At 67.0% G+C, this 20,006-nt stretch carries 20 protein-coding genes and 1 pseudogene; 12 read left to right on the forward strand and 9 right to left on the reverse strand.

Going from position 1 to position 20,006, the window contains the following annotated elements; translation table 11 throughout:
- Positions 1-8: 8 nt before the first annotated feature.
- Positions 9-995 (reverse strand): mitochondrial fission ELM1 family protein, encoded by a 987-nt coding sequence (locus ASG75_RS14885; protein WP_056391250.1) that lies wholly within the window; start codon positions 993-995, stop codon positions 9-11.
- A 134-nt stretch (positions 996-1,129) separates the two neighbouring features.
- Between ASG75_RS14885 and ASG75_RS14890 the strand changes: the two genes are divergently transcribed.
- Positions 1,130-1,723: a malonic semialdehyde reductase gene (locus tag ASG75_RS14890; RefSeq protein ID WP_056391253.1), complete on the forward strand. Its 594-nt coding sequence runs from the start codon at positions 1,130-1,132 to the stop codon at positions 1,721-1,723.
- Between the two features lie 50 nt (positions 1,724-1,773).
- Positions 1,774-2,367 carry a YceI family protein gene (locus tag ASG75_RS14895; protein ID WP_056391256.1) on the forward strand — a complete coding sequence of 198 codons (594 nt, stop codon included), beginning with the start codon at positions 1,774-1,776 and terminating at the stop codon, positions 2,365-2,367.
- 67 nt (positions 2,368-2,434) lie between these two features.
- On the opposite strand, the gene ASG75_RS14900 is transcribed toward ASG75_RS14895, so the two are convergent.
- Positions 2,435-3,643, reverse strand: a complete 1,209-nt coding sequence (locus ASG75_RS14900) for a Yip1 family protein (protein WP_056391258.1) — start codon at positions 3,641-3,643, stop codon at positions 2,435-2,437.
- A gap of 204 nt (positions 3,644-3,847) precedes the next feature.
- Here ASG75_RS14900 and ASG75_RS14905 point away from each other — a divergent pair, with 204 nt between their 5' ends.
- From ASG75_RS14905 to ASG75_RS14920, 4 genes are all read left to right on the forward strand, one after another.
- A complete protein-coding gene (locus ASG75_RS14905; RefSeq protein ID WP_056391261.1) occupies positions 3,848-4,057 on the forward strand; it encodes a zinc-finger domain-containing protein in 210 nt (69 codons plus the stop codon).
- Positions 4,058-4,135: 78 nt separating this feature from the next.
- The gene (locus ASG75_RS14910; RefSeq protein ID WP_056391264.1) at positions 4,136-5,263 is read left to right on the forward strand and encodes a glycosyltransferase; all 1,128 of its coding nucleotides are present in this window, start codon (positions 4,136-4,138) and stop codon (positions 5,261-5,263) included.
- 63 nt (positions 5,264-5,326) lie between these two features.
- Positions 5,327-6,658, forward strand: a complete 1,332-nt coding sequence (locus tag ASG75_RS14915; protein ID WP_056391267.1) for an O-antigen ligase family protein — start codon at positions 5,327-5,329, stop codon at positions 6,656-6,658.
- Entirely contained in the window at positions 6,648-7,400 is a 753-nt protein-coding gene (locus ASG75_RS14920) for a glycosyltransferase family 2 protein (protein ID WP_056391270.1), read from the forward strand. Before ASG75_RS14915 ends, ASG75_RS14920 begins: the two co-directional genes overlap by 11 nt.
- A gap of 14 nt (positions 7,401-7,414) precedes the next feature.
- Here the strand turns inward: ASG75_RS14920 and ASG75_RS14925 are convergent, their stop codons facing one another.
- From ASG75_RS14925 to lpxL, 3 genes are all read right to left on the reverse strand, one after another.
- Positions 7,415-8,491 carry a glycosyltransferase family 4 protein gene (locus ASG75_RS14925; protein ID WP_056391273.1) on the reverse strand — a complete coding sequence of 359 codons (1,077 nt, stop codon included), beginning with the start codon at positions 8,489-8,491 and terminating at the stop codon, positions 7,415-7,417.
- The gene (locus tag ASG75_RS14930; protein WP_056391276.1) at positions 8,488-9,189 is read right to left on the reverse strand and encodes a polysaccharide deacetylase family protein; all 702 of its coding nucleotides are present in this window, start codon (positions 9,187-9,189) and stop codon (positions 8,488-8,490) included. Before ASG75_RS14930 ends, ASG75_RS14925 begins: the two co-directional genes overlap by 4 nt.
- 266 nt (positions 9,190-9,455) lie before the next feature.
- Positions 9,456-10,373: an LpxL/LpxP family Kdo(2)-lipid IV(A) lauroyl/palmitoleoyl acyltransferase gene (gene lpxL / locus ASG75_RS14935; protein WP_082547641.1), complete on the reverse strand. Its 918-nt coding sequence runs from the start codon at positions 10,371-10,373 to the stop codon at positions 9,456-9,458.
- A 131-nt stretch (positions 10,374-10,504) separates the two neighbouring features.
- Between lpxL and waaA the strand changes: the two genes are divergently transcribed.
- Positions 10,505-11,770, forward strand: a complete 1,266-nt coding sequence (gene waaA, locus ASG75_RS14940; RefSeq protein ID WP_056391411.1) for a lipid IV(A) 3-deoxy-D-manno-octulosonic acid transferase — start codon at positions 10,505-10,507, stop codon at positions 11,768-11,770.
- Between the two features lie 63 nt (positions 11,771-11,833).
- Here waaA and ASG75_RS14945 read toward each other — a convergent pair whose 3' ends face one another.
- Both ASG75_RS14945 and ASG75_RS14950 read right to left on the reverse strand, forming a co-directional pair.
- Positions 11,834-13,135, reverse strand: coding sequence for a TolC family outer membrane protein (locus ASG75_RS14945; RefSeq protein ID WP_056391279.1), 1,302 nt, complete (start codon positions 13,133-13,135; stop codon positions 11,834-11,836).
- A gap of 34 nt (positions 13,136-13,169) precedes the next feature.
- Positions 13,170-13,829 (reverse strand): protein-L-isoaspartate O-methyltransferase, encoded by a 660-nt coding sequence (locus tag ASG75_RS14950; protein WP_056391281.1) that lies wholly within the window; start codon positions 13,827-13,829, stop codon positions 13,170-13,172.
- Between the two features lie 268 nt (positions 13,830-14,097).
- On the opposite strand from ASG75_RS14950, the gene ASG75_RS14955 reads away from it, so the two are divergent.
- The 4 genes and pseudogenes from ASG75_RS14955 to ASG75_RS16070 form a co-directional block, all read left to right on the forward strand.
- On the forward strand, positions 14,098-14,748 hold the full coding sequence (locus ASG75_RS14955) for a TetR/AcrR family transcriptional regulator (protein WP_056391284.1): 651 nt from the start codon (positions 14,098-14,100) through the stop codon (positions 14,746-14,748).
- A gap of 211 nt (positions 14,749-14,959) precedes the next feature.
- Positions 14,960-15,940, forward strand: a complete 981-nt coding sequence (locus ASG75_RS14960; RefSeq protein WP_056391286.1) for an aspartyl/asparaginyl beta-hydroxylase domain-containing protein — start codon at positions 14,960-14,962, stop codon at positions 15,938-15,940.
- Positions 15,940-16,800, forward strand: a complete 861-nt coding sequence (locus ASG75_RS14965) for a sulfotransferase (protein ID WP_056391289.1) — start codon at positions 15,940-15,942, stop codon at positions 16,798-16,800. Before ASG75_RS14960 ends, ASG75_RS14965 begins: the two co-directional genes overlap by 1 nt.
- Before the next feature lie 182 nt (positions 16,801-16,982).
- A pseudogene (locus tag ASG75_RS16070) lies at positions 16,983-17,132 on the forward strand (bacterioferritin); the annotation flags it as partial.
- Here the strand turns inward: ASG75_RS16070 and ASG75_RS14970 are convergent.
- Positions 17,133-18,149 carry a zinc-binding alcohol dehydrogenase family protein gene (locus ASG75_RS14970; RefSeq protein ID WP_056391292.1) on the reverse strand — a complete coding sequence of 339 codons (1,017 nt, stop codon included), beginning with the start codon at positions 18,147-18,149 and terminating at the stop codon, positions 17,133-17,135.
- A 159-nt stretch (positions 18,150-18,308) separates the two neighbouring features.
- On the opposite strand from ASG75_RS14970, the gene ASG75_RS14975 reads away from it, so the two are divergent.
- A complete protein-coding gene (locus ASG75_RS14975) occupies positions 18,309-19,331 on the forward strand; it encodes a DUF2333 family protein (RefSeq protein ID WP_056391294.1) in 1,023 nt (340 codons plus the stop codon).
- A gap of 65 nt (positions 19,332-19,396) precedes the next feature.
- Here the strand turns inward: ASG75_RS14975 and ppa are convergent, their stop codons facing one another.
- Positions 19,397-19,936, reverse strand: coding sequence for an inorganic diphosphatase (gene ppa / locus ASG75_RS14980; RefSeq protein ID WP_027484893.1), 540 nt, complete (start codon positions 19,934-19,936; stop codon positions 19,397-19,399).
- Positions 19,937-20,006: the final 70 nt, after the last annotated feature.

Raw genomic sequence — 20,006 nt, forward strand, 5'->3', positions numbered from 1 at the left:
GCCGCAGCTCAGTCCAGCGCTTGCTGCGCCTGCCGTCGCTGGATCCGTGCGCGCAGTTCGGCGGCGATGCTGGCGGTCTCGCGCAGCGGGGTGGCCGGGGCCGGCGCCTGGCTGTCGAGATCATGCAGCCGCCCGGCCGCGCGCAACGCCTGATGGAAGCGCGCGATCTTTCCTGGCAGCGGCGCCGTGACGAAGGTCTCGACCGGGCAGCCGACGGCGCAGGCTTCGCTCAGCATGTTCACCGAGTCGGGCGTGACCACCAGGCGATCGGCCCAGCCGAGCACGCCGGGGTAGGGGTTGCGGCCGTCGTCGGGGCCGGCCCAGACCAGGCCGGGTACGTCGTGCAGCGTCTTGCGGAGGATCTCGATCAGCGCCGGTGAGGTGCGTCGCGAACCCAGCACCAGCAGGCTGCCGCCTTCACGGCGCTGGCGTTCAAGCAGGTGTGCAGCCAGCTGGCGGGCATAGTCCGCGTCCAGCACGATGCCCTGGCGCGGGCCGCCGAGCAGCACGCCCACGCGCGGCTGCGGCAGATCGGCGAAGCTGGGGCAGGCATCGCGGCCGTCGGCCAGCCACTCGTCGTCCACCGAGTTCAGCGAGCCGAGTGGGCGCAGCACGTTCGGGCCGTCGAGCTGGTCGTGGCGGGGCGCGATCACCGTGTCCCAGTGTGCGGGGTCGATGCGCGGGTTCAGGATCTGCACGGTGTAGCACTGCCCGTCGGACAGCCGGCGCAGCATGCGGGTGAACAGCGCGGCGGCGCGGCCGCAGCCGATCGCCACGACCGGCCACGGCGGCGCGAACAGCTGGCGCTGGCGGGCGGGCAGGGCAAGCCGGCCGCCCAGCTCCAGCCGTGGCGCCAGCCACGACCACGGCGCCCGCGGCCGCAGCACCAGATGCCGCAGCGGCAGTTGCAGGTGTTCGGCCAGCGCCAGCGCCTGGCGCTGGTTGCCGGCAGCGCTGTCGGTGATCACCCAGCATTCGCCGTGCAGTTTCAGCATGCGTGCGGGCGTCGCGGCATTGTTTCCGAAATGAACACTGTACGTTCCCCTCATGGGTGGACTGTTCTCGTGCGACCACCTATACACTTGCAAGATAGCGTCACTGCCGGCGCGTCTTTCCACAGAGGATACCGATGAGCGAGTTGCTTTCCGAGGCCAGTCTGGACCAGTTGTTCCGCAACGCCCGCACGTTCAACGCGTGGCTTCCGAAAGAAGTGAGCGACGGGCAGTTGCACCAGCTCTACGACCTGGCCAAGTTCGGCCCGACCAGCGCGAACTGCTCGCCGATGCGGGTGGTATTCGTGAAGTCGAAGGCGGCGAAGGCGAAGCTGGAACCGTTCCTGTCCGACGGCAACCGCGCCAAGACCATGGAAGCGCCGGTCACCGCGATCGTCGCCACCGACCACGAGTTCTACGAGCAGCTGCCGCGGCTGTTCCCGCACACCGACGCGCGCAGCTGGTTCGTCGGCAACCAGCCGCTGATCGACACCACCGCGTTCCGCAACGCCACCCTGCAGGGCGCCTACCTGCTGCTGGCGGCGCGGGCGGTCGGGCTGGACTGCGGCCCGATGTCCGGCTTCGACAATGCCGGCGTGGATGCGGCGTTCTTCGCCGGCACCTCGATCAAGTCGAACTTCCTGATCAGCATCGGCTACGGCGACGCCAGCCGCAACCTGTTCGCGCGCAGCCCCCGCCTCGCGTTCGGCGAAGCCTGCACGATCGCCTGAAGTCCACGTCGCATCCCCACTTTCCCGCCCCACTTTCCAGGAGCCTTTTCATGCGTGCATTGAAGTATCTCGCTCTCGCCGGCCTGCTCGGCGCCGCCGTCTCGGTCCAGGCCGCCCCGGTCACCTACAAGCTCGACCCCAGCCACACGATGGTGTTGTTCAGCTGGAACCACTTCGGCTACTCCAACCCCACCGCCGACTTCGGCCTGGGCGAAGGCACCCTGGTGTTCGACGAGCAGCATCCGGCCAACTCCAGCGTGGAAGTGACCCTGCCGCTGGCCCGCCTCGACACGCACGTGCCGGCGCTGGACGAGCATCTGAAGAAGCCGGACTTCCTCAATGCCGAGCAGTACCCGGTGGTGACCTTCAAGAGCACCGAAGTGCAGCCGCTGGGCGGCAACAAGTTCAAGGTCAGCGGCAACCTCACCGTGCACGGCGTGACCAAGCCGGTAGTGCTGGACGCGACGCTGAACAAGGTCGGCCCGCACCCGATGACCAAGGCGCCGTCGATCGGCTTCGACGCCACCACCAGCATCAAGCGTTCGGATTTCGGCGTCGGCGCCTATGTGCCGAACGTCAGCGACGAACTCAGCATCCGCATCACCACCGAAGGCTCGGTGCCGAAGAAGGCCGCGGCCAAGTAAATTTCCGTGGCCCACAAAAAAACCGCGCCATCGCCGGCGCGGTTTTTTTGTGGGCGGATGGATCGGGTCAGTTCGATTTCACGCCCGCATCCTTCAGCGATTCCAGCTTGCCGAGGTCGATGCTGGCAACCGCCTGTTTCAGCTGGCCGATGCTGTCCACGTTGCCGTTGGCTTTCACCGTGAAGCGCTTGCCGACCACCATGCTGTATTCGCCGTACTTCGACTGGGTGTCCCACTCCTCGTGGACCAGGTTGCCGTCGACGCTGTAGGTCTTCTCGTAGCCGTGGTCGGTCTGCTTTTCCTCTTCCGGCGCCATCGCCGCGGCCAGCGACATGAAGCCCCTGGCGCCGCCGGTGTCGGAGACTTCCAGTGTGACGTGCTGGCCGTTGTCGGCGGCGTAGCTGGCACTGGCCTGGGAGGTCTGCATGCCCATCGCACTGTTGCGCTCGGCCGACAGGCTGCTGCGCTTGAGGTTGCCCAGGCTGTCGGGCAGGAAGGTTTTGATCTGGTCCGGCGCCAGCGCCTCGACGTTGCTGTCGCCGGGTTTCTGCGCCGCTTCCACCTCTTTGCCGGCCTGCTCCGCGCGCTGGCTCGTCGCGGCCAGCTTGCCGAGCGCACTGTTGCCGTCGATGGTGACGCTGTCGCCGTTGCTGCCGGTGACGTGCATGCCGCCCGTCGCCGCACCCGTCATCGCGGCGGTGCCGACCGCGCCGACGACGATCGCGCCGGCGATCCAGCTCAGCACGATCGCGATGATCACGCTGACCGCGGTATAGCCGCCGGCTTTCTCCGGCGGGCACTTCATGGTGTGCGGCAGGCCCAGATACAGCAGGTAGATGGCGTAGATCGCACCGGCGATCGCGACCAGCCAGCCCAGCCACGGCACGATCACCGCGATGCCGGCGATCCAGCTGGCGGTCCAGGCGTAGGCCACGGTCTTCAGCGCCTGCAGCATGTCCTTCTGGCCGCCGAAGGTGGGTGCCAGCGCGTTGATGATCAGCGCCACCACGTAGACGATCGCCAGCGACAGCACGTACTGCAGAAACATGCTGGCGATGCCGCTGCCGATCGAGGCGTGCACGGTGATGCCGAACAGGTTGGTGCCGATCAGGCTGCCCTTGATGAAGCCGGCGATGATCGGCAGAGCGGCGACGATCGCGATGTAGCCGGTGTACAGGCCTTGCACGGTGGCCGACTCGGCGGCGGCCACGGGCCATTCGGTCCTGGGTGTGGTCAGGATGGCCTTGACGCGTTCAACGATCTTTCCGGAATCCATGGTCAGCTCCTGAGCCCGTTGCAGTTGGCCCGGCGCAAGGCGCCGGGTCGAGGGTGGTGTGATCACTTCATGACGGTCGCCGCGACGGCCTGACGGCTGGGCGCCGCGGCGGTGGTTTTCCCCTGGTTTCCCCTGCGCTGTCCCCCGACAGAAGGCTGCAGCCTGCTACCATTTGCGGCCTGATGTCCAGTCTGGAGTCCACTGATGCCATCCCCCCTTTCCGCGACGGCGTCGCTGATGCCGGCAAATGCCGAAAATCGTTACGAAGTGACGCGCGCCGACCTGCCGCTGTCCTGCCCGATGCCCGGTATGGCACTGTGGGATTCGCATCCGAAGGTGTACTTGCCGATCGTCGACGATGGCGGCGAATCAACCTGCGCCTACTGTGGCGCGCATTACGTCTTGCGCGACTGATCGTCCGGGCCCGTCCGACCCGCTGGCGGCATTATTTTTGCATGCCTCCAGAGAATGAAAGCCTCCAGCCCCGAGCTCATGTCCAGCATTGCCGTGCCCGTCAAGCTGCTGACCGTGGTCCAACTGATCCCCGCGCTGCATTCCGGCGGTGCGGAGCGTTCGGCGCTGGAGATCGCACGGGCGCTGGTGCAGGCCGGCCACCGCTCGGTGGTGATCTCGGCCGGCGGGCGGCTGGCCGAGCAGTTGCAGGCCGAAGGCAGCGAACACATCACGCTGGACCTTGGCCGCAAGTCGCTGGGCACGCTGACCCGGCTTGGCGCGTTGCGGCGGGTCCTGCGTGAGCTGAAGCCCGATATCGTGCATGCCCGTTCGCGGCTGCCGGCCTGGATGGGCTGGTGGGCGCTGAAGGGGATGACGCCGCGGCCGCATTTCGTCACCACCGTGCACGGGCTCAATTCGCCGGGCCGCTACAGCGCGATCCTGCTGCGCGGCGAGCGCGTGGTGGCGGTTTCGCAGACCCTGCGCGACTACGTGCTGAGTCACTACCGCTGGCTGGAGCCGGGCAAGGTGCGGGTGATTCCGCGCGGCATCGACCCGGTGGCATTTCCCTATGGGCACCGCCCCGACGATGCTTGGCAGAAGGCGTTCTTCGCCGAGTTTCCGGTGCTGGCCGGCGCGCCGCTGCTGACCCTGCCCGGGCGCGGCACGCGGCTGAAGGGTCACCACGATGCGATCGAGCTGCTGGCCGACCTGAAGCGCCGCGGCATCGAGGCGCGCCTGCTGCTGCTGGGCGTGATCGAACCTGGCCGCGAGGCCTACCTGGCCGAATTGCGGGAACTGATCCGCCTGCGCGGAGTGACCTCGCAAGTGGTACTGACGCCGCCGCGCCACGACGTGCGCGACATCTACGCGATCTCGGCGCTGGTACTGCAGCTGTCGAACAAGCCCGAATCGTTCGGGCGCACGGTGATCGAGGCGCTGTCGCTGTGCCGGCCGGTGCTGGGCTACGCGCACGGCGGCGTCGGTGAATTGCTGGCCGAACTGTATCCGGCCGGCCGCGTGCCGCCGGGCGACCGCGAGCGGCTGGTCGAGCGGGCCGCCGAGCTGCTGCGGGTGGCGCCGCCGATCTCGCCGCTGCAGAGCTACCGCCTGGTCGACATGCAACAGGCCACGCTGGCGCTGTACGACGAAGTGACCGCCGGCTGAGAGCTTGCTTGGCGGGTGTGCGCACTCGCCTACAATGCGTGATCTCCCCGTTCCGGCTCGCGCATGAATTCCTTCACCACCTCACTCAAGGCCGCGCTGCGTTCCCCGCTGCTGCCGTTCTGGCTGGTGATCGCGCTGCTGCCGTTCGGGCGCAGCTCCGAACTGGGCACCGCACTGTGCCTGCTCGGCGTGATCATGCTGTTCGCGCGCGAGCCGCAGGCGCTGCGCCAGCATGCCGGCGCGCGACTGCTGCTGTGGCTGCTGGCCGCCTACGCGGGCGCTGCGCTGCTCTCCGCCGTCGACGCGATCATGCCGGGCAAGAGCTGGGGCACCGTGGCCGCGTTGCTGCGTTATGCGCCGCTGGGCCTGTACGCGTGTTTCGCGATCCGCCGCGAGCACAAGCTGCAGGCGCTGTACGTGGCCGTGGCTTGGGTGCTGGCGCTGTGGTGCGCCGACGCCTGGCTGCAGGCGCTGACCGGCTGGAGCTTGGGCGGGCACGCCGAGGCCGAGCGCGTCTCCGGCATCTTCGGCGCGGACAATCTCAAGCTGGGGCCGACCCTGGCGGTGCTGTCGCCGTTCGCGCTGTGGGTGGCGCGGTGGCGTTGGGGCCTGCCGGGTCTGCTATTGGCATTCGCGCTGGTGCTGGGGCCGGTGCTGCTGGCCGGCTCGCGTGCGGCGTGGCTGTGCTACGCGCTGGTGGCGCTGGGCTTTGCCTGGCGCGAGGCCCGTTCGCCGCTGCGCTTTGCCGGTTTCTGTGTGGTCGCGGCGGTGCTGCTGGCGCTGGCCGGCGGTATCGCGTGGAAGACTTCCGCGCGCTTTCATGACCGCATCGAGCGCACCCTGTTCGCGTTGCACGGCACCGACCAGTCCATCGACACCGCGCTCAGCGGCCGGCTCGAGATCTGGCACACCGGCGTCAACATGTTCATGGCGCACCCGATCAACGGCGTCGGCGTGCGCGGCTTCCGCTATGCGTATCCGCAGTACGCCGCGGCGAACGATCACTTCGTGGTGACCACGGAAGCCTGCGGCGTGGGTGAGGGCGCGTGCCATGCACATCAGCTGGTGCTGGAGGTGCTCGCCGAAACCGGCACGCTCGGCCTGCTGCTGTGGCTGGCCGCGGTGGTGCTGGCGTGGCGCGCATGGCGCCGGGTCGGGGCCGCGGCGCGCGCGCGGGCGTTTCCGGTCACCCTGGCACTGGGCGTGATGCTGTTCCCGCTGAACACCCATCTGGCGTTCTATTCGGCGTGGTGGGGGCTGCTGTTCGCCTGGCTGCTCGGGCTGTGGTGCGCCAGTCTATTTGTGGCCGGCGTCCCTGCCGGCAAAGCAAAGCCCGGCATCCATGCCGGACTCCTCAAAGAAGCACGCCCCCTGGAGACTCGCGATGGCGCGTGAGCCGCTGTCGGTGGTGGTGACCACGTTCAACAGCGCCGATACGCTCGACGCCTGCCTGCGCGGAGTGGGCTGGGCCGACGAGATCGTGGTGCTGGACTCGGGCTCGACCGACGCCACCGCGGCGATCGCCGCGCACTACGGCGCACGCATCCACACACAGCCGTTCGCCGGCTACAGCGCGCAGAAGCAGGCGGCGATCGACCTGGCCAGCCATCGCTGGGTACTGCTGCTGGATTCCGACGAATCGCTGGACACGGACGCCGCCGCGCACCTGCAGCAGGCGCTGTTGGCGCCGGCCCATGCGGGTTACCAGTTGTGGCGGCGCGAGTGGCAGTTCTGGCGCTGGCAGTCGCGGCGCGGCCGATTGAATCACTACGTGCGCCTGTTCGACCGGCAACGCGCGCGCATGAGCGATCACGAGGTGCACGAGGAAGTGCAGGTGGATGGCCCGGTGGGTGTGCTCGACGTGGTCATCGATCATTACGGCGAACCCGACATCGCCGGACGCGTGGCCAAGGCGAACCGCTACTCCAGCCTGCAACTGCCCGACCTGGTCAGACGCAAGGTCGGCTGGCTGCGGCTGCGCATGGTGGCGTATCCGACCGTGGCGTTCCTGCGCTACTACGTGCTGCGCGGGCACTGGCGCTCCGGCTGGGCCGGCTTCATCGCGGCGCGCATCCACGCGTTCTACGCGTTCCTGAAATACGCCAAGTTGTACGAGCGGCGGCGGCCGCGGGACTGAACGGGCTCGAAGGCTCAGTTTCCGGCCAGTATCTGCAGGAACTGACCGGCGATCACCTGCATGCTGAAATGCTGTTGCACGTAGTCGTGTGCGGCGGCACTCATCGACGCCAGCAGGGCCGGATCGCACAGCTTCAGGATCGCGTCGCGCCACGCATCCGCGTCGCCCGGCGGCAGCAGCAGGCCGGTCACGCCCGCCTCGAGTGTCTCGGGAATCCCGCCGATGTCGCTGCCCAGCACGGGGACGCCGGCGGCCTGTGCCTCGACCGAGACCCGGCCGAACGTTTCCGTGGCGATCGACGGGAAGGCCAGCATGGAGAGTGCGCTGTAATAGGGGTGGACGTCAGAGATCCAGCCCAGGAAGTGATGCCGGCTCGCGGTCGGATCCGCCGCGGCACGTTCACGCAGCGCCGGTGCATCCGGGCCGTCGCCCAGCCATAGGCAATGCAGCCGTGGCTGTTCTGCCATGGCTGCGCTGGCGGCTTCGAACAGCGGGAAGATGCCTTTGCCGTTGTGCATGCGGCCGCTGTAGCCGAGCACGATCGCGTCCTCATCCAGACCAAGCGAGCGCCGGATTTCGCTGCGCCGGTAAGGATCGGGCCGGCACCGTTCCATGTTGACCGGGTTGTAGAGCACCCGTACCAGCTGGCCGGGAATGCCTCGATCCAGGTAGGCCTGGCGGGCGTGCTTCGAGACGGCAAAGAAGCGTTGCGCGAGGCGCGGGATCAGGTAGGCGGAAAGGCGTTTCATCGGCGGCGTGCGATGCCGGAACAGTGCCACCGGCACGCGCAGCAGCCGTCCGATCAGGATCAGCGGCCAGTATTCCTTGCCGAAGTTTCCCACCAGCCAGTCCGGTTTCAGCTGTCGCGCTGCCTTGATGACGGCGACATAGCCGCGCAGATCAAACACATTGCAGAATTTCGCCTCGTAGCGACGGACATCGGAGCGGGCCAGCCCCTGCCAGATCGGGCCATCAGGGTAGACGGCCGCACCGACCTGATGCCCAGCCTCGGCCATGGCTTGCGCCAGCGCGACAAAGTGACTGGCGGCCCCGGTGTTCTCGGGGTTGGTGCCGACAAAGAGCAGCTTCACGCGCGGCGATCCTCATAGCGCGACAGCACCCGTAGGGCGAACTGCGGCAGCAGGTGGTGGCGCGCCACCTGCACCCGCGGCAGTTGCCACAGGTCCATGCCGGTGAAGGCCCGCCCGCGCCGGGTCGTGGTTGCAGCGGCGAAGCCGGCTTCGCGCACCATGCTGGCCACGCGCTCGTCGACGTCGCCATACGGGTAGCAGAACTGCGTGACCGGTACGCCGAGGCGATCCTCCAGCGTCGCCTTGCTGCCGTGGATCTCGTCGCGCAGTTGCGCGTCATCGCATTGCGTCAGCCGGGGGTGGCTGCGGCTGTGCGCACCGATTTCCATGCCGCCGCGGTGCCAATGGCGCAGCTGCTCCACCGACATCAGCGGCTTGCGTACGCCCAGCCGCTCGGCATCCCACTGGTTGTATCGCCCGATGCTGCCGCTGACCACGTAGCAGGTGGCGCTGAAGCCGTGCCGCTGCAGGATGGGCAGGGCCGAGTCCAAGTTGTCCACGTAGCCGTCATCCAGCGTGATGACGGCGATGCGGCCGCTGCGTTCGCCCCGCAGGTACGGCATCGCGGCCGACATGGACAACCCGGTGTAACCGAGTCGACGCAGCAGCCACATCTGCCGCGCGAATGCGGCCGGGCTCACGAACAAGCTGCGGTACACGCGCAGGTCGCGCGGTGCGCGCGCGATGTTGTGGTACATGAGGATGGGCAGGGCGGGTGTTCCCCGCGAAGCGGCGTCGCTCACTTTTCCAACTCCTTTGCCGGTGCGGTGCAAGGGAGTGGCGAGTCATCGCGTCTTCTTCGGCCCGGCCGTGCCGCAAGCCGAAAAGGCCCGGCGGTCTGCGGGGGTCGAGGTGGTTGCGCAAAGTCGCCACTCGGCGGCGAGGCGGGTCGTCGGGGTCGACCCGGGTCTCGAAAGTGGCGCAATTTTCGGCGAGCCAGGCTTTCACCCGGCTGTCGGAGGGGTCAGTAGATCGCGGGTGTGCCGGGCGGCCGCGTCTTGAAGCGCTTGTGCACCCACAGGTATTGCTCGGGCGCCTCGCGCACCATCTGCTCGATGCAGGCGTTGACGCGGGCGGTGTCGGTTTCCACGTCAGTACCGGGGAAGCCGTCCAGTGGGGCACCCAGGCGCAGCGCGTAACCCTGCCCGCCGGGCAGGCGGCGATGGAAGAACGGGATCACCAGCGCGCCGGACATCCGCGCCAGGTGATGGGTGGCGGTGATGGTGGCCGCCGGTATGCCGAAGAACGGCACGAACACGGTGTCCTTGCTGCGCATGTCCTGGTCCGGCGCGTACCACAAGGTACCGCCGCCGCGCAGGTACTTCACGGTGCCGCGGATGTCGTCCTTCTCGAACATCGCGTCGGCGTAGTCCAGCCGCGCGCGCAGCACCACCCACTCGAACACGGCCGAGTCCATCCGGCGGTACATGCCGGCGATGCGGATGCGCTGCGAGACCAGCCGCGCGCTCAGCTCCAGGTGCGAGAAGTGCCCGCCGACCAGCAGCACGCCCTTGCCCTGCGCGCGCGCCGCTTCGAGGTGTTCCAGCCCCTCGATGCGGGTCGGGATGGCGGCCATGCGCCGGTCGCTGCCCATCCAGCCCAGTGCGAACTCCACCAGCATCAGGCCGATGTCGCGCAGGTTCGCGTCGACCAGCGCGGCGCGCGCTGCGGCATCGAGTTCGGGAAAGCACAGCGCGATGTTCGCCGCGGCGATGCGCCGTCGCGCGGAGGGAACCCGCCGCACCAGCGCGCCGAGCCGGCGGCCCAGCCACATCAGTGCGCGCTGCGGCAGCCGCGCGATCAGCCAGATCGCGCCCACGCCCAGCCACGCCGGCCAATGGCGCGGCGCGAGCAGCGAACGGGTGAAGGTGGGGCGGGGCATGCCGGGCATCATGCGTATTGTAGTGGAGGCGGGGAAGCGGGAGCGGCAGCGTGCCGCATGCTTCAGTCCGGTGTGCCGTTCCCGCTCATCCGCTCTCGTATACTGCCGCGTTGGACTGACGGGCATTGACGTTGCGCTATCTCTACACCCTCGCGATGTTCCTGGTGACGCCGCTGCTGGTGCTGCGGCTGCTGGCGCGTGGGGTGCGTTCGCGGCCCTACCATCGGCGCTGGCCGGAGCGGTTCGGCTTCTTCGATCCGCCCGGCTTCAGCGGCAGCCTGTGGGTGCATGCGGTGTCGGTGGGCGAGGTGAATGCAGCCGAGCCGCTGATCAAGGCGCTGCGGCGGGATTATCCGAATGCCCCGCTGGTGGTCACCACGGTCACGCCGACCGGCACCGCGCGCGTGCAGCAGCTGTTCGGCGACAGCGTGTTCCACGTCTATCTGCCGTATGACCTGCCGTATGCGGTAGGCCGCTTCCTGAAGAAGGTCCGGCCGCGGTTGGCGCTGATCGTGGAAACCGAGATCTGGCCGAATCTGTACCACGCCTGCCGCAAGCGCGGCATCCCGCTGATGATCGTCAACGCGCGATTGTCGGAACGCTCGCTGCGCGGCTACAAGCCGCTGCGCGGGTTGCTGCGCTCGGCGCTGCGCTGCGTGCACCTGATCGCCGCGCAGTCGCGCACCGATGCGGCACGCTATCGCCTGCTCGGGGCCGACCCGCAACAAGTGCTGGTCACCGGCAACATGAAGTTCGACATGCCGATACCGGGCGGCGCGGTAGCCGAAGGCGCGACGATGCGCGAGCACTGGGGGCCGCGACGGCCGGTATGGATGGCGGCCAGCACCCACGAGGGTGAGGAACTGGCGGCGCTGGAGGCGCACCTGCAGGTGTTGAAGCGGTTGCCCGACGCGCTGCTGCTGCTCGCGCCGCGTCATCCGGAACGCTTCAAGCTGGTCGAGCACGCGGTGCGCAGCCTCGGTTTCACGGTCGCCACGCGCGGCCTCGAAGGCGTGCCGTCGGCGTCGCACCAGGTCTTCGTGATCGACGCGATGGGGCAGCTGATGCCGTTCTTCGCGGCGTCCGACCTCGCCTTCGTCGGCGGCAGTCTGGTGCCGATCGGTGGCCACAACGTGCTGGAGCCGGCGGCCTTGTCGGTGCCGGTGCTGGTGGGCCCGCACACTTTCAACTTCGAGGAGATCACCCGCAGCCTGATCGAACAGGGCGGCGCCGAGCGCGTGGCGGATGCCGAGCGGCTGGGTCCGGCCGTGCTGAAGCTGTTGCTCGATGCCGCGGAACGCGGACGGATGGGGCAGGCGGCGCAGGAAGTCTTCGAGCGCGAACGCGGTGCCGTGCAGCGGGTCATGCAACTGGTCGATGCGCTGCTGCAGGAATGACGATGCACAAAACGAAACGGCCGGGTGTGAGCCCGGCCGTCTTCGCATGCCGCGCGCGGCGGTTTACTGCAGCAGCGCGTTGATCTCCTCGATGTCCTTGAGGTCGGCCGTGCCCGCGGTCTGCTTGAGCAGCAGCTTGTTCAGGATGAACTGGTGGCGGGCCTGCGAGTAGCTGCTTTCCGAGGAGGTCAGGGTCTGGATCGCCAGCAGCACGTTGGTCATCGTCTGGGTGCCGACATCGAAGCCGGCGCGGGTCGCTTCGAGCGCCTTGCGGCCGGAATCCACCGAAGCCTTGGCCGATTCCACTTGGGCGATGCCGGCGATCACCGAGCGGTAGTAGTTGAGCGTGTTGCGTACCACCTGGCGCCGCTGCGCTTCCAGCGCGTCGGTGGCGGCATCGCGCTGGTAGATCGACTGGCGCACCTGCGACTGGGTCGCGCCGCCGGAGAAGATCGGCACGTTCAAGGTCAGCCCGATCGTGGTCGAGGCGGGGTCGCGGTAACGGGCGGAGACGTCGCTTTCCGACCAGCCGGCACCCTTGCCGTAGGTGACGCCGGCAGTGATCGTCGGCAGATGGCCGGCACGCGCGGCGCTGATGTTGTGCTGGGCCGTTTCCACGTTGTATTTCTGCGTGAGCAGGTCGGGATTGGTTTCCAGCGCCTGCTTGACCCAGCTTTCCTGATCGGCCGGCGCCGGCGGCTGCATCGGCAGGTCGTCGCGTAGCTTCTTCAGGTCGCCGGTCGGCTTGCCGGTGATCTGGGTGAGCGCCTCGCGGGCATCGTTGAGCGCATTCTGCGCGGCGATGGTCTGCGACTTGGCCGCCTCGTAATAGGCCTTGGCCTGGTACACGTCGGTGATCGCCGAGAGGCCGACCTTGAAGCGCTGGTCGGACTGCTCGTACTGCTGGCGGAACGCATCCTCGTTGGCCTTGGCGTAGGTCAGTTCGTCCTCGCTGGTCAGCACGCCGAAGTAGGCCGCGGCCACGCGCCCGTAAAGCTCCTGCGCCGCCGCCTGGTACTGCTCGTCCTGCGCATCCGCCGCCGAATGGGCGGCCTTGAGGTTGGCGTACTTGCTGAAGTCGAGCACGGTCTGGCTGAGCGTACCCTTGATCGTGCGCGCGCGGCTGTGGCCGATCTGGTTGCCGCCGTTGGTCTGGCTCAGGCCCATGCTCGCGCCGATCTGCGGCAGCAGCGACGCGCGTGCCTGGTCCACCCCTTCGCCGATGGCCAGTCGGGTGGCATCGGCCTGCGACAGCACCGGATCGTTGGCGCGCGCTTCGCGATAGGCATCGAGCAGATCCTCGCCGTGGCTGGGCAGCGAGATGGCGGCCAGGGCCAGTGCAAGAGTGAGCAGCTTCAAACGCATGGGGTGCCTCGTGGGGATCGATTCGGGGGCGAAATCAGAACACGAACCGTTGCGGCGGTTCGGCGTGGGTCAGATAGGGCAGGTCGGTTTCGAACAGTACTTCTTCGCGATAGCGGCCGGCGCCTTCGTGGGTAAGCAAGGTGGCCTGCTGCACCGGCGACTGGCCGCGGACGACCAGCGCACGTGCACCGGGCTTGAGCCAGCTCAGCCAGCGCGGCGGGATCGCGTGCACCGCACCGGTCACCATCAGCGCATCGAACAAGCCATCGGGCTGCCACTCGTTGACCGCTTCGCCGGTGACCAGGCTGGCGTTGGTGATGCCGGCAGCCTGCAGACGCCGTGCGGCGGTCGCGCTGAAATCGGCATGGATGTCGATGCTGGTGACCTGGGCGGACAAGGTGGCCAGGCAGGCGGTGAGAAAGCCCGAACCGGTGCCGATTTCCAGCACGTGGTCGGTGGGCAGCAGCTCCAGCGCCTGCAGTACGCGGCCCTCCACCACTGGCTTCATCATCACTTCGCCGTGGCCCAGCGGCAGGCACAGGTCGGCGAACGCCAGCTGGCGGTGCTCGGCGGCGACGAAGTCCTCGCGACGCACGCGGCTGATCACGTCCAGCACGCGGCCATCCAGTACTTCCCACGGGCGCACTTGGTTTTCCACCATGTTCAGCCGCGCCTGCTCGATATTCATCGCCATTTGCTCGTGTCCCGTACGGATCGAAAAAGGTCAAAAAGGATAAGCGCTTGCGCCCGCTCCTACAATGACGCGCTCACGACGGTGACAAGCCTGCCGGTTGCATGGCGGGTCACGAAGTGCCGGAAGTCATCGCAAGCGGTTGACGGACGTCACCCGTTGTCGGGCGCATGCGCGGATGGTGCCAGGGCGTGCTTCCGGCACCATCTTGGAAAATAATTGAACCGCTGCGTATAATAAAGCCAGAATTCCCGTTTGTGAAGGTGGAGGCATGAATACCAGCGCGCCAGTCAGGCCCCAGGGTCCCGGTCGCCCGAAGGACATGGAGAAGCGGGCGGCCATCCTGGTGGCGGCGAAGGCCTTGTTCATCCGCAACGCGTTCGCCGGTACCAGCATGGACGCGATCGCGGCGGATGCCGGCGTGTCCAAGCTCACCGTGTACAGCCACTTCGGCGACAAGGACAACCTGTTCCGCGAAGTGATCCGCTCGCGCATCCAGGACCTGCTGCCGGAGGAGACCTACTTCTTCGATCCGCACGCCGACATCCACGACACCTTGCTGCGGGTGGCGCTGACCCATGCCCACCTCGATTGCAACGCCGAGACCGTGGGCACGTTCCGCGCCATCCTCAGCGACTGCCGCCAGGGCAACCCGCGCTACGGCAAGCTGATCTGGGAAGAGGGCGCGACGCGTACGCATGGCTTGATGGAACGCCTGCTGCAGCAGGCGGTTGACGCCGGCCAGTTGGACATCGACGACGTGCCGCGCGCCAGCGTGCAGTTCCTCACCCTGATCAAGGGCAACCTGATGATGCGCCAGATGTTCGGCTGCACCGAATGCCCCGAGAGCTACGTCGAGGAAATCGAGACCACGGCGCGGGCCGGTGTCGAGATGTTCCTGCGCGCCTATCTGCCGCGTTGACGCGCGGCAATCTGTTCTCGTCTTTTCCTTGATCAGGCGGATTCGGTGCTCCAGCGGCGACGAAGCCGGCGCGGCCGCCGGCTTTACCCGTGAAAGCGCCTCACAGTGCATACTTTGAACCCTCGCAGGGCGAGTGGCATACCGTTCGGTGGACGTATCGGAACGCCGTCGCGTCTACAGCGAGGCTCATTCCCGAAGCCGAGATCGGTTCATGAAGCTCAAAGCGTCCTTCATACAACTGCCATTGTTGTTCGATGCCCAACGCCTGCTTGCCGAAATCAATGCGCTGGACGCCTCGTGCTGGCGCGACCATCCGCAGAAGTTTCCGGGCAATTTTGCACTGCCGCTGATCTCGGTGGAGGGCAATCCGGCAAACGATGGTTTTGCCGGCCCGATGCGACCGACCCCTTACCTCGAACATTGTCCGTACCTGATGCAGGTGCTGGAGAAAGTCGGCGGCGTGTGGGGGCGCAGTCGCCTGATGAAATTGAGTGGCCATGCCGAGGTCAAGCCTCATGTTGATTTCAACTATTACTGGCGCGAACGGGTACGCGTCCACATCCCCGTTATCACGCAGCCTACCGTGCGCTTCATCTGTGGAGATGAAGAAGTCAACATGAAGGCCGGGGAATGCTGGATCTTCGACACGTGGCGCATGCACCGGGTCATCAACGCCAGCGCCGCCGAAAGAATCCACTTGGTGGCGGACACGATCGGCAGCGAACGTTTCTGGAGCATGGTGGACCGTGGACGCGTGCCGATCCCCGGGGCGGCGGAAGACTGGCATCCGGAAGTCTTCGGTGCTTCAGCACCTTCACCCCTGCCGCGTCTTGTCTACGAATCGACGAACCTGCCGGATGTCATGACGCCTTGGGAGCTGAGAGAACATCTGCTTTTCCTGCTGGGCGACACTCAGCCGCATGAACAACTTTCCCAGGTGAAGCAGATCGCCTCCCGATTCATTACCGCATGGCATGAGATTTGGGCGGAGCATGGCGATGACCAGGGTGCCTGGCCGATCTATCGTGAAAGACTGGATGCCTTCGAGCAATTGATGCGCCGTTTTGCAGGGACGCTGCGATTCAACAATGGCATGCTCTTCATTAATGGCGTGATTGAACTGATTCTGGTGGGTGCGCTGAGCGACCGCAGGAAGCGTTCCGCTGCTCAAGGCATGAGGCAGGCATCGTGATGGAAGCTGTGGCAGGGAATGATCCGCGGGACAAGATTTTCGATCGTCCGATTTTCATCATCTCTCCCCCCCGCTCCGGCTCGACCCTGCTGTTCGAAACGCTGGCGCAGGCACCGGGCCTGTTCACCACCGGCCGGGAAAGTCATGGGTTGATCGAAGGCATCACCAGCCTGAATCCGGCATTCCGCGGCTACGATTCCAATCGACTCGGCGAATCGTCTGCATCGCCCGCCGTGGTTGACGAGTTGCGCCGGCGCTTCCATTCACAGATGCGCGATCGCGGCGGGCAGCCACCGGTGCGACAGCCATACCGGTTGCTGGAAAAGACCCCGAAGAACGCGCTACGCATTCCGCTTCTGGCGCGGGCATTTCCGGAGGCATGCTTCGTTTACCTGTACCGCGATCCGCGGCAGACCCTGAGCAGCATGATGGAGGCCTGGCAGTCCGGAAGGTTCCGCACCTATCCGCAGCTGCCCGGCTGGACCGGGTTACCCTGGTCTCTGCTGCTGATACCGGGTTGGCGCGAGCTTGTCGGCCGATCATTGGAGGAGATCGTGGCGGTGCAGTGGGAAACCACCACGCGCATGCTGTTGGACGACCTGTCAGTGTTTCCGCCGGGTCGTTGCTACAAAATCCGGTATGACGAGTTTCTGGCCGCCCCAGCTGCGGAGATGACACGCCTGTGCAGTGCGTTGGGGCTTGAATGGGATCGGCCGCTCGATGCGGCGCTTCCGTTTTCCCGCTACACGGTCTCCCGGCCAGCACCAGACAAGTGGCGCCGGCACGCCGACGTGATCGAGCGGATCCTTCCCGCTCTGCAGGCCACGGTCGATCGTGCCGAGCGGTTCGCGATGCGCTGACCGATGTACTTCGCTGACCGTGTTCGCGCAACAACTCGGTTGCTGCGCTGTTCCTCACCTGGCTTTTCCACCTGGCTTTATAGGCTCATTGGTTAATCGTCGAGATTGATTCGACAGTCGGGTCGATATCCATCCAATGTCCCCGGAAGCAAGCCAGGGCCAAGACCAAGCCATTCGTCAGCGATCCCACCACCCGCCGCGCGCTGGAAGGCATCCTGGCGATGGAGGAAGAGCACGCCGAGGACATGAACACGCTGCTGGAACAGCTCGGCAAGAAGGGCGAGCCGGCCAAGCCGTCACCGAACCGGAAAGCCGCGGGCAAGCGCCGCTGATCACCAGCCGGCCAGCACCAGCTTGCCGATCGTGCGGCCCGATTCCAGCCGGCGATGCGCCTCGCGCAGGTTCGCCGCATGGATCGGTGCCAGCGTCTCGGTGCGCGTGCCGCGCAATTCACCCGCATCGATCAAGCTGGCGACCCGTTCGAGGATGCGGCCCTGCTCGGCCATGTCGGGGGTGTTGAAGCGCGCGCGGGCGAACATGAATTCCCAGTGGATGCCGATGCATTTGGCCTTGTACGGGTCGCCGATCCTCAGCGCGCCGGCCGGCTCCACGATCAGGCCGACGTGGCCTTGCGGTGCCAGCAACTGGCCGATCGCATCCCAGTAGTGATCGGTATCGGCGAGGTTGAGTACCGCGTCGACCTGGCCGAAACCCAGCGCTTCCAGTTGCGGCGCCAGCGCGTGGCGATGGTTGATCACGTGCTGCGCGCCCATCGCGCGGCACCAGTCGATGGTCTCGGCGCGCGAGGCGGTGGCGATCACCGTGAAGCCGGCGCGTCGCGCCAGCTGGATCGCGATCGAGCCGACCCCGCCGGCGCCGCCGATCACCAGCAGCGACTTGCCCTCGCCGCCGTGTTCGCTGTCGAACGGCATGCGTTGGAACAGCAGCTCCCACGCGGTGACCGCGGTCAGCGGCAACGCTGCTGCCTCGGCCAGATCCAGCGACCGCGGCGCGTGCCCGACCAGGCGTGCGTCGACCAGTTGGAACTGCGCGTTGCTGCCGGGGCGGGTGACGTCGCCGGCGTAGTACACGCGATCGCCCGGCTGGAAACCATCGACCGATGCGCCGACGGCCTCGACGGTGCCGGCCGCGTCGTAGCCGAGCACCTTCGGTTGCGCCTCGACCTGCGGCTTGGGCGAGCGGAGCTTGGTGTCGACCGGATTCACCGACACCGCCTCGACGCGCACCAGCAAATCGTGCGCACCGGGTGCGGGCATGGGCAGTTCGACGTCGAGCAGCGACTGCGGGTCGTCGATCGGCAGGTAGCGGGTGAGGGCGACGGCTTTCATGGGGCATCTCCGGCAGCAGAACGGCAAGCTTGCGCCCGCGGCGGGTGGCGCGTTCCAGCAGAGCGACAAGGATACGGCGGCAGCCTGTCTGCTCACAGTGGGCGACGGGCGGCGTTGTAAGCTTGGTCACCCGTTCGTTGCCCACGCAGGAGCCGCCCAATGCAGACCCAGGACACTTCGAACCCGCCGCGCCACGGCATCCGCCGCGCCATTCTGGCCCTGCTTGCGTTGCTGGTGCTGTGTGTGGCGGCGTTGATGTGGTGGTGGGACAGCGAGCCGGCGCTGTTCGATCCGGTGGCGGTGACCCAGGCGCAGATGCAGGACTTGCAGCGGCCGGCCAGCACCGGCGCGACCACCACAGTCACCCTGATCAGCTCGGTGCGCACCCTGCTGGACAAGCGCGGCGGCTACCTCAGCAACGACAAGCTGCCGCCGGGCGTGTTCATGGACAACGTGCCCAATTGGGAATTCGGTTCGCTGACCGCCTCGCGCGATCTGGTGCGCGCGCTGCGCAACGACTTCAGCCGCTCGCAGACGCAGTCGACCGAGGACAAGGACCTGGCCGAGGCCGATCCGCTGCTCAACAGCCCGAACGACCGCTGGCTGCTGCCCAGCTCGGAGAGCCAGTACCGCAAGGCGATCAGACATCTGGACGGCTATCTCGGCCGGCTCGGCGATCGCGACGACAGCAACGCGCACTTCTACGCGCGTGCCGACAACCTGGCCGATTACCTGCAGGTGGCTTCGGCGCGGCTGGGCTCGCTGTCGCAGCGGCTGTCGGCCAGCGTGGGCCAGATCCGTCTCGGCGATGTTCCCTCGATCGACGCGCCGGCCGAGGCCGGCACGGCGCGCGCGCCCGACGGCGGCCGGATGGTGAAAACCTCGTGGACCAGGATCGACGACAACTTCTACGAAGCGCGCGGCTACACCTGGACCCTGCTGGAGCAACTCAAGGCGTTCCAGCAGGATTTCGGCCCGATCCTGCGCAGCAAGCACGCCGACGTCAGCCTGGAGCAGGTGATCCGCGAGCTGGAGGAGGCGCAGCGCCCGCTGCACAGCCCGATGGTGCTGAACGGCTCGCCGTTCGGTTTCTTCGCCAACCACTCGCTGGTGATGGCGAACTACGTGTCGCGCGCGAACGCGGCGCTGATCGACCTGCGCGAATTGCTCAGGCGCGGTTGATCCAGACGAACAAACCCCGCCGGGGCGGGGTTTGTTCATGCGTGGACAACTTGCCGGCGGTGGGTTCAGCCGCTGATGGCGTCCTGGTAACGCTGGAAACCGGCCAGAATCTCGGCCTTCGCCTCGTCGGCGCCGACCCAGCCCTCGACCTTCACCCACTTGCCCTTCTCCAGATCCTTGTAGTGCTCGAAGAAGTGGCCGATGCGCTCCAGCCAGTGCGGCGAGACGCCCTTCATGTCGTTGATGTGCGCATAGCCCGGGAACACCTTGGGCGACGGGATCACCACCAGCTTCTCGTCGCTGCCGGCCTCGTCGGTCATCTTCAGCATGCCGACCGGGTGGCAGCGGATCACCGAGCCGACGGCCAGCGGCAGCGGCAGGATCACCACCGCGTCCAGCGGATCGCCGTCGCCGCCCAGCGTGCGCGGCACGTAGCCGTAGTTGCACGGGTAGCGCATCGGCGTGGACAGGATGCGGTCGACGAAGATCGCGCCGCTTTCCTTCTCCACCTCGTACTTGACCGGCTCGGCGTCCTTGGGGATCTCGATGATGACGTTGATTTCTTCCGGCACGTTGCGGCCGGCGGAGACGAGGTGCAGACCCATGGAATGTCCTTGGCGGTAAAGGGGGAAAGAAGGTTCGCAAGAATACGCCAAACGCTGCTGCGGCGCAGCA

The sequence above is a fragment of the Rhodanobacter sp. Soil772 genome (assembly GCF_001428385.1).
Lineage (GTDB): Bacteria > Pseudomonadota > Gammaproteobacteria > Xanthomonadales > Rhodanobacteraceae > Rhodanobacter.

What these genes read in the sequence shown, in the direction of transcription:
- ASG75_RS14885 (WP_056391250.1), bottom strand. Translation starts at nt 995, where the DNA reads ATGCTGAAACTGCACGGCGAATGCTGGGTGATCACCGACAGCGCTGCC.
- ASG75_RS14890 (WP_056391253.1), top strand. Translation starts at nt 1,130, where the DNA reads ATGAGCGAGTTGCTTTCCGAGGCCAGTCTGGACCAGTTGTTCCGCAAC.
- ASG75_RS14895 (WP_056391256.1), top strand. Translation starts at nt 1,774, where the DNA reads ATGCGTGCATTGAAGTATCTCGCTCTCGCCGGCCTGCTCGGCGCCGCC.
- ASG75_RS14900 (WP_056391258.1), bottom strand. Translation starts at nt 3,643, where the DNA reads ATGGATTCCGGAAAGATCGTTGAACGCGTCAAGGCCATCCTGACCACA.
- ASG75_RS14905 (WP_056391261.1), top strand. Translation starts at nt 3,848, where the DNA reads ATGCCATCCCCCCTTTCCGCGACGGCGTCGCTGATGCCGGCAAATGCC.
- ASG75_RS14910 (WP_056391264.1), top strand. Translation starts at nt 4,136, where the DNA reads ATGTCCAGCATTGCCGTGCCCGTCAAGCTGCTGACCGTGGTCCAACTG.
- ASG75_RS14915 (WP_056391267.1), top strand. Translation starts at nt 5,327, where the DNA reads ATGAATTCCTTCACCACCTCACTCAAGGCCGCGCTGCGTTCCCCGCTG.
- ASG75_RS14920 (WP_056391270.1), top strand. Translation starts at nt 6,648, where the DNA reads ATGGCGCGTGAGCCGCTGTCGGTGGTGGTGACCACGTTCAACAGCGCC.
- ASG75_RS14930 (WP_056391276.1), bottom strand. Translation starts at nt 9,189, where the DNA reads ATGTACCACAACATCGCGCGCGCACCGCGCGACCTGCGCGTGTACCGC.
- lpxL (WP_082547641.1), bottom strand. Translation starts at nt 10,373, where the DNA reads ATGCCCCGCCCCACCTTCACCCGTTCGCTGCTCGCGCCGCGCCATTGG.
- ASG75_RS14945 (WP_056391279.1), bottom strand. Translation starts at nt 13,135, where the DNA reads ATGCGTTTGAAGCTGCTCACTCTTGCACTGGCCCTGGCCGCCATCTCG.
- ASG75_RS14950 (WP_056391281.1), bottom strand. Translation starts at nt 13,829, where the DNA reads ATGGCGATGAATATCGAGCAGGCGCGGCTGAACATGGTGGAAAACCAA.
- ASG75_RS14955 (WP_056391284.1), top strand. Translation starts at nt 14,098, where the DNA reads ATGAATACCAGCGCGCCAGTCAGGCCCCAGGGTCCCGGTCGCCCGAAG.
- ASG75_RS14960 (WP_056391286.1), top strand. Translation starts at nt 14,960, where the DNA reads ATGAAGCTCAAAGCGTCCTTCATACAACTGCCATTGTTGTTCGATGCC.
- ASG75_RS14965 (WP_056391289.1), top strand. Translation starts at nt 15,940, where the DNA reads ATGGAAGCTGTGGCAGGGAATGATCCGCGGGACAAGATTTTCGATCGT.
- ASG75_RS14970 (WP_056391292.1), bottom strand. Translation starts at nt 18,149, where the DNA reads ATGAAAGCCGTCGCCCTCACCCGCTACCTGCCGATCGACGACCCGCAG.
- ASG75_RS14975 (WP_056391294.1), top strand. Translation starts at nt 18,309, where the DNA reads ATGCAGACCCAGGACACTTCGAACCCGCCGCGCCACGGCATCCGCCGC.
- ppa (WP_027484893.1), bottom strand. Translation starts at nt 19,936, where the DNA reads ATGGGTCTGCACCTCGTCTCCGCCGGCCGCAACGTGCCGGAAGAAATC.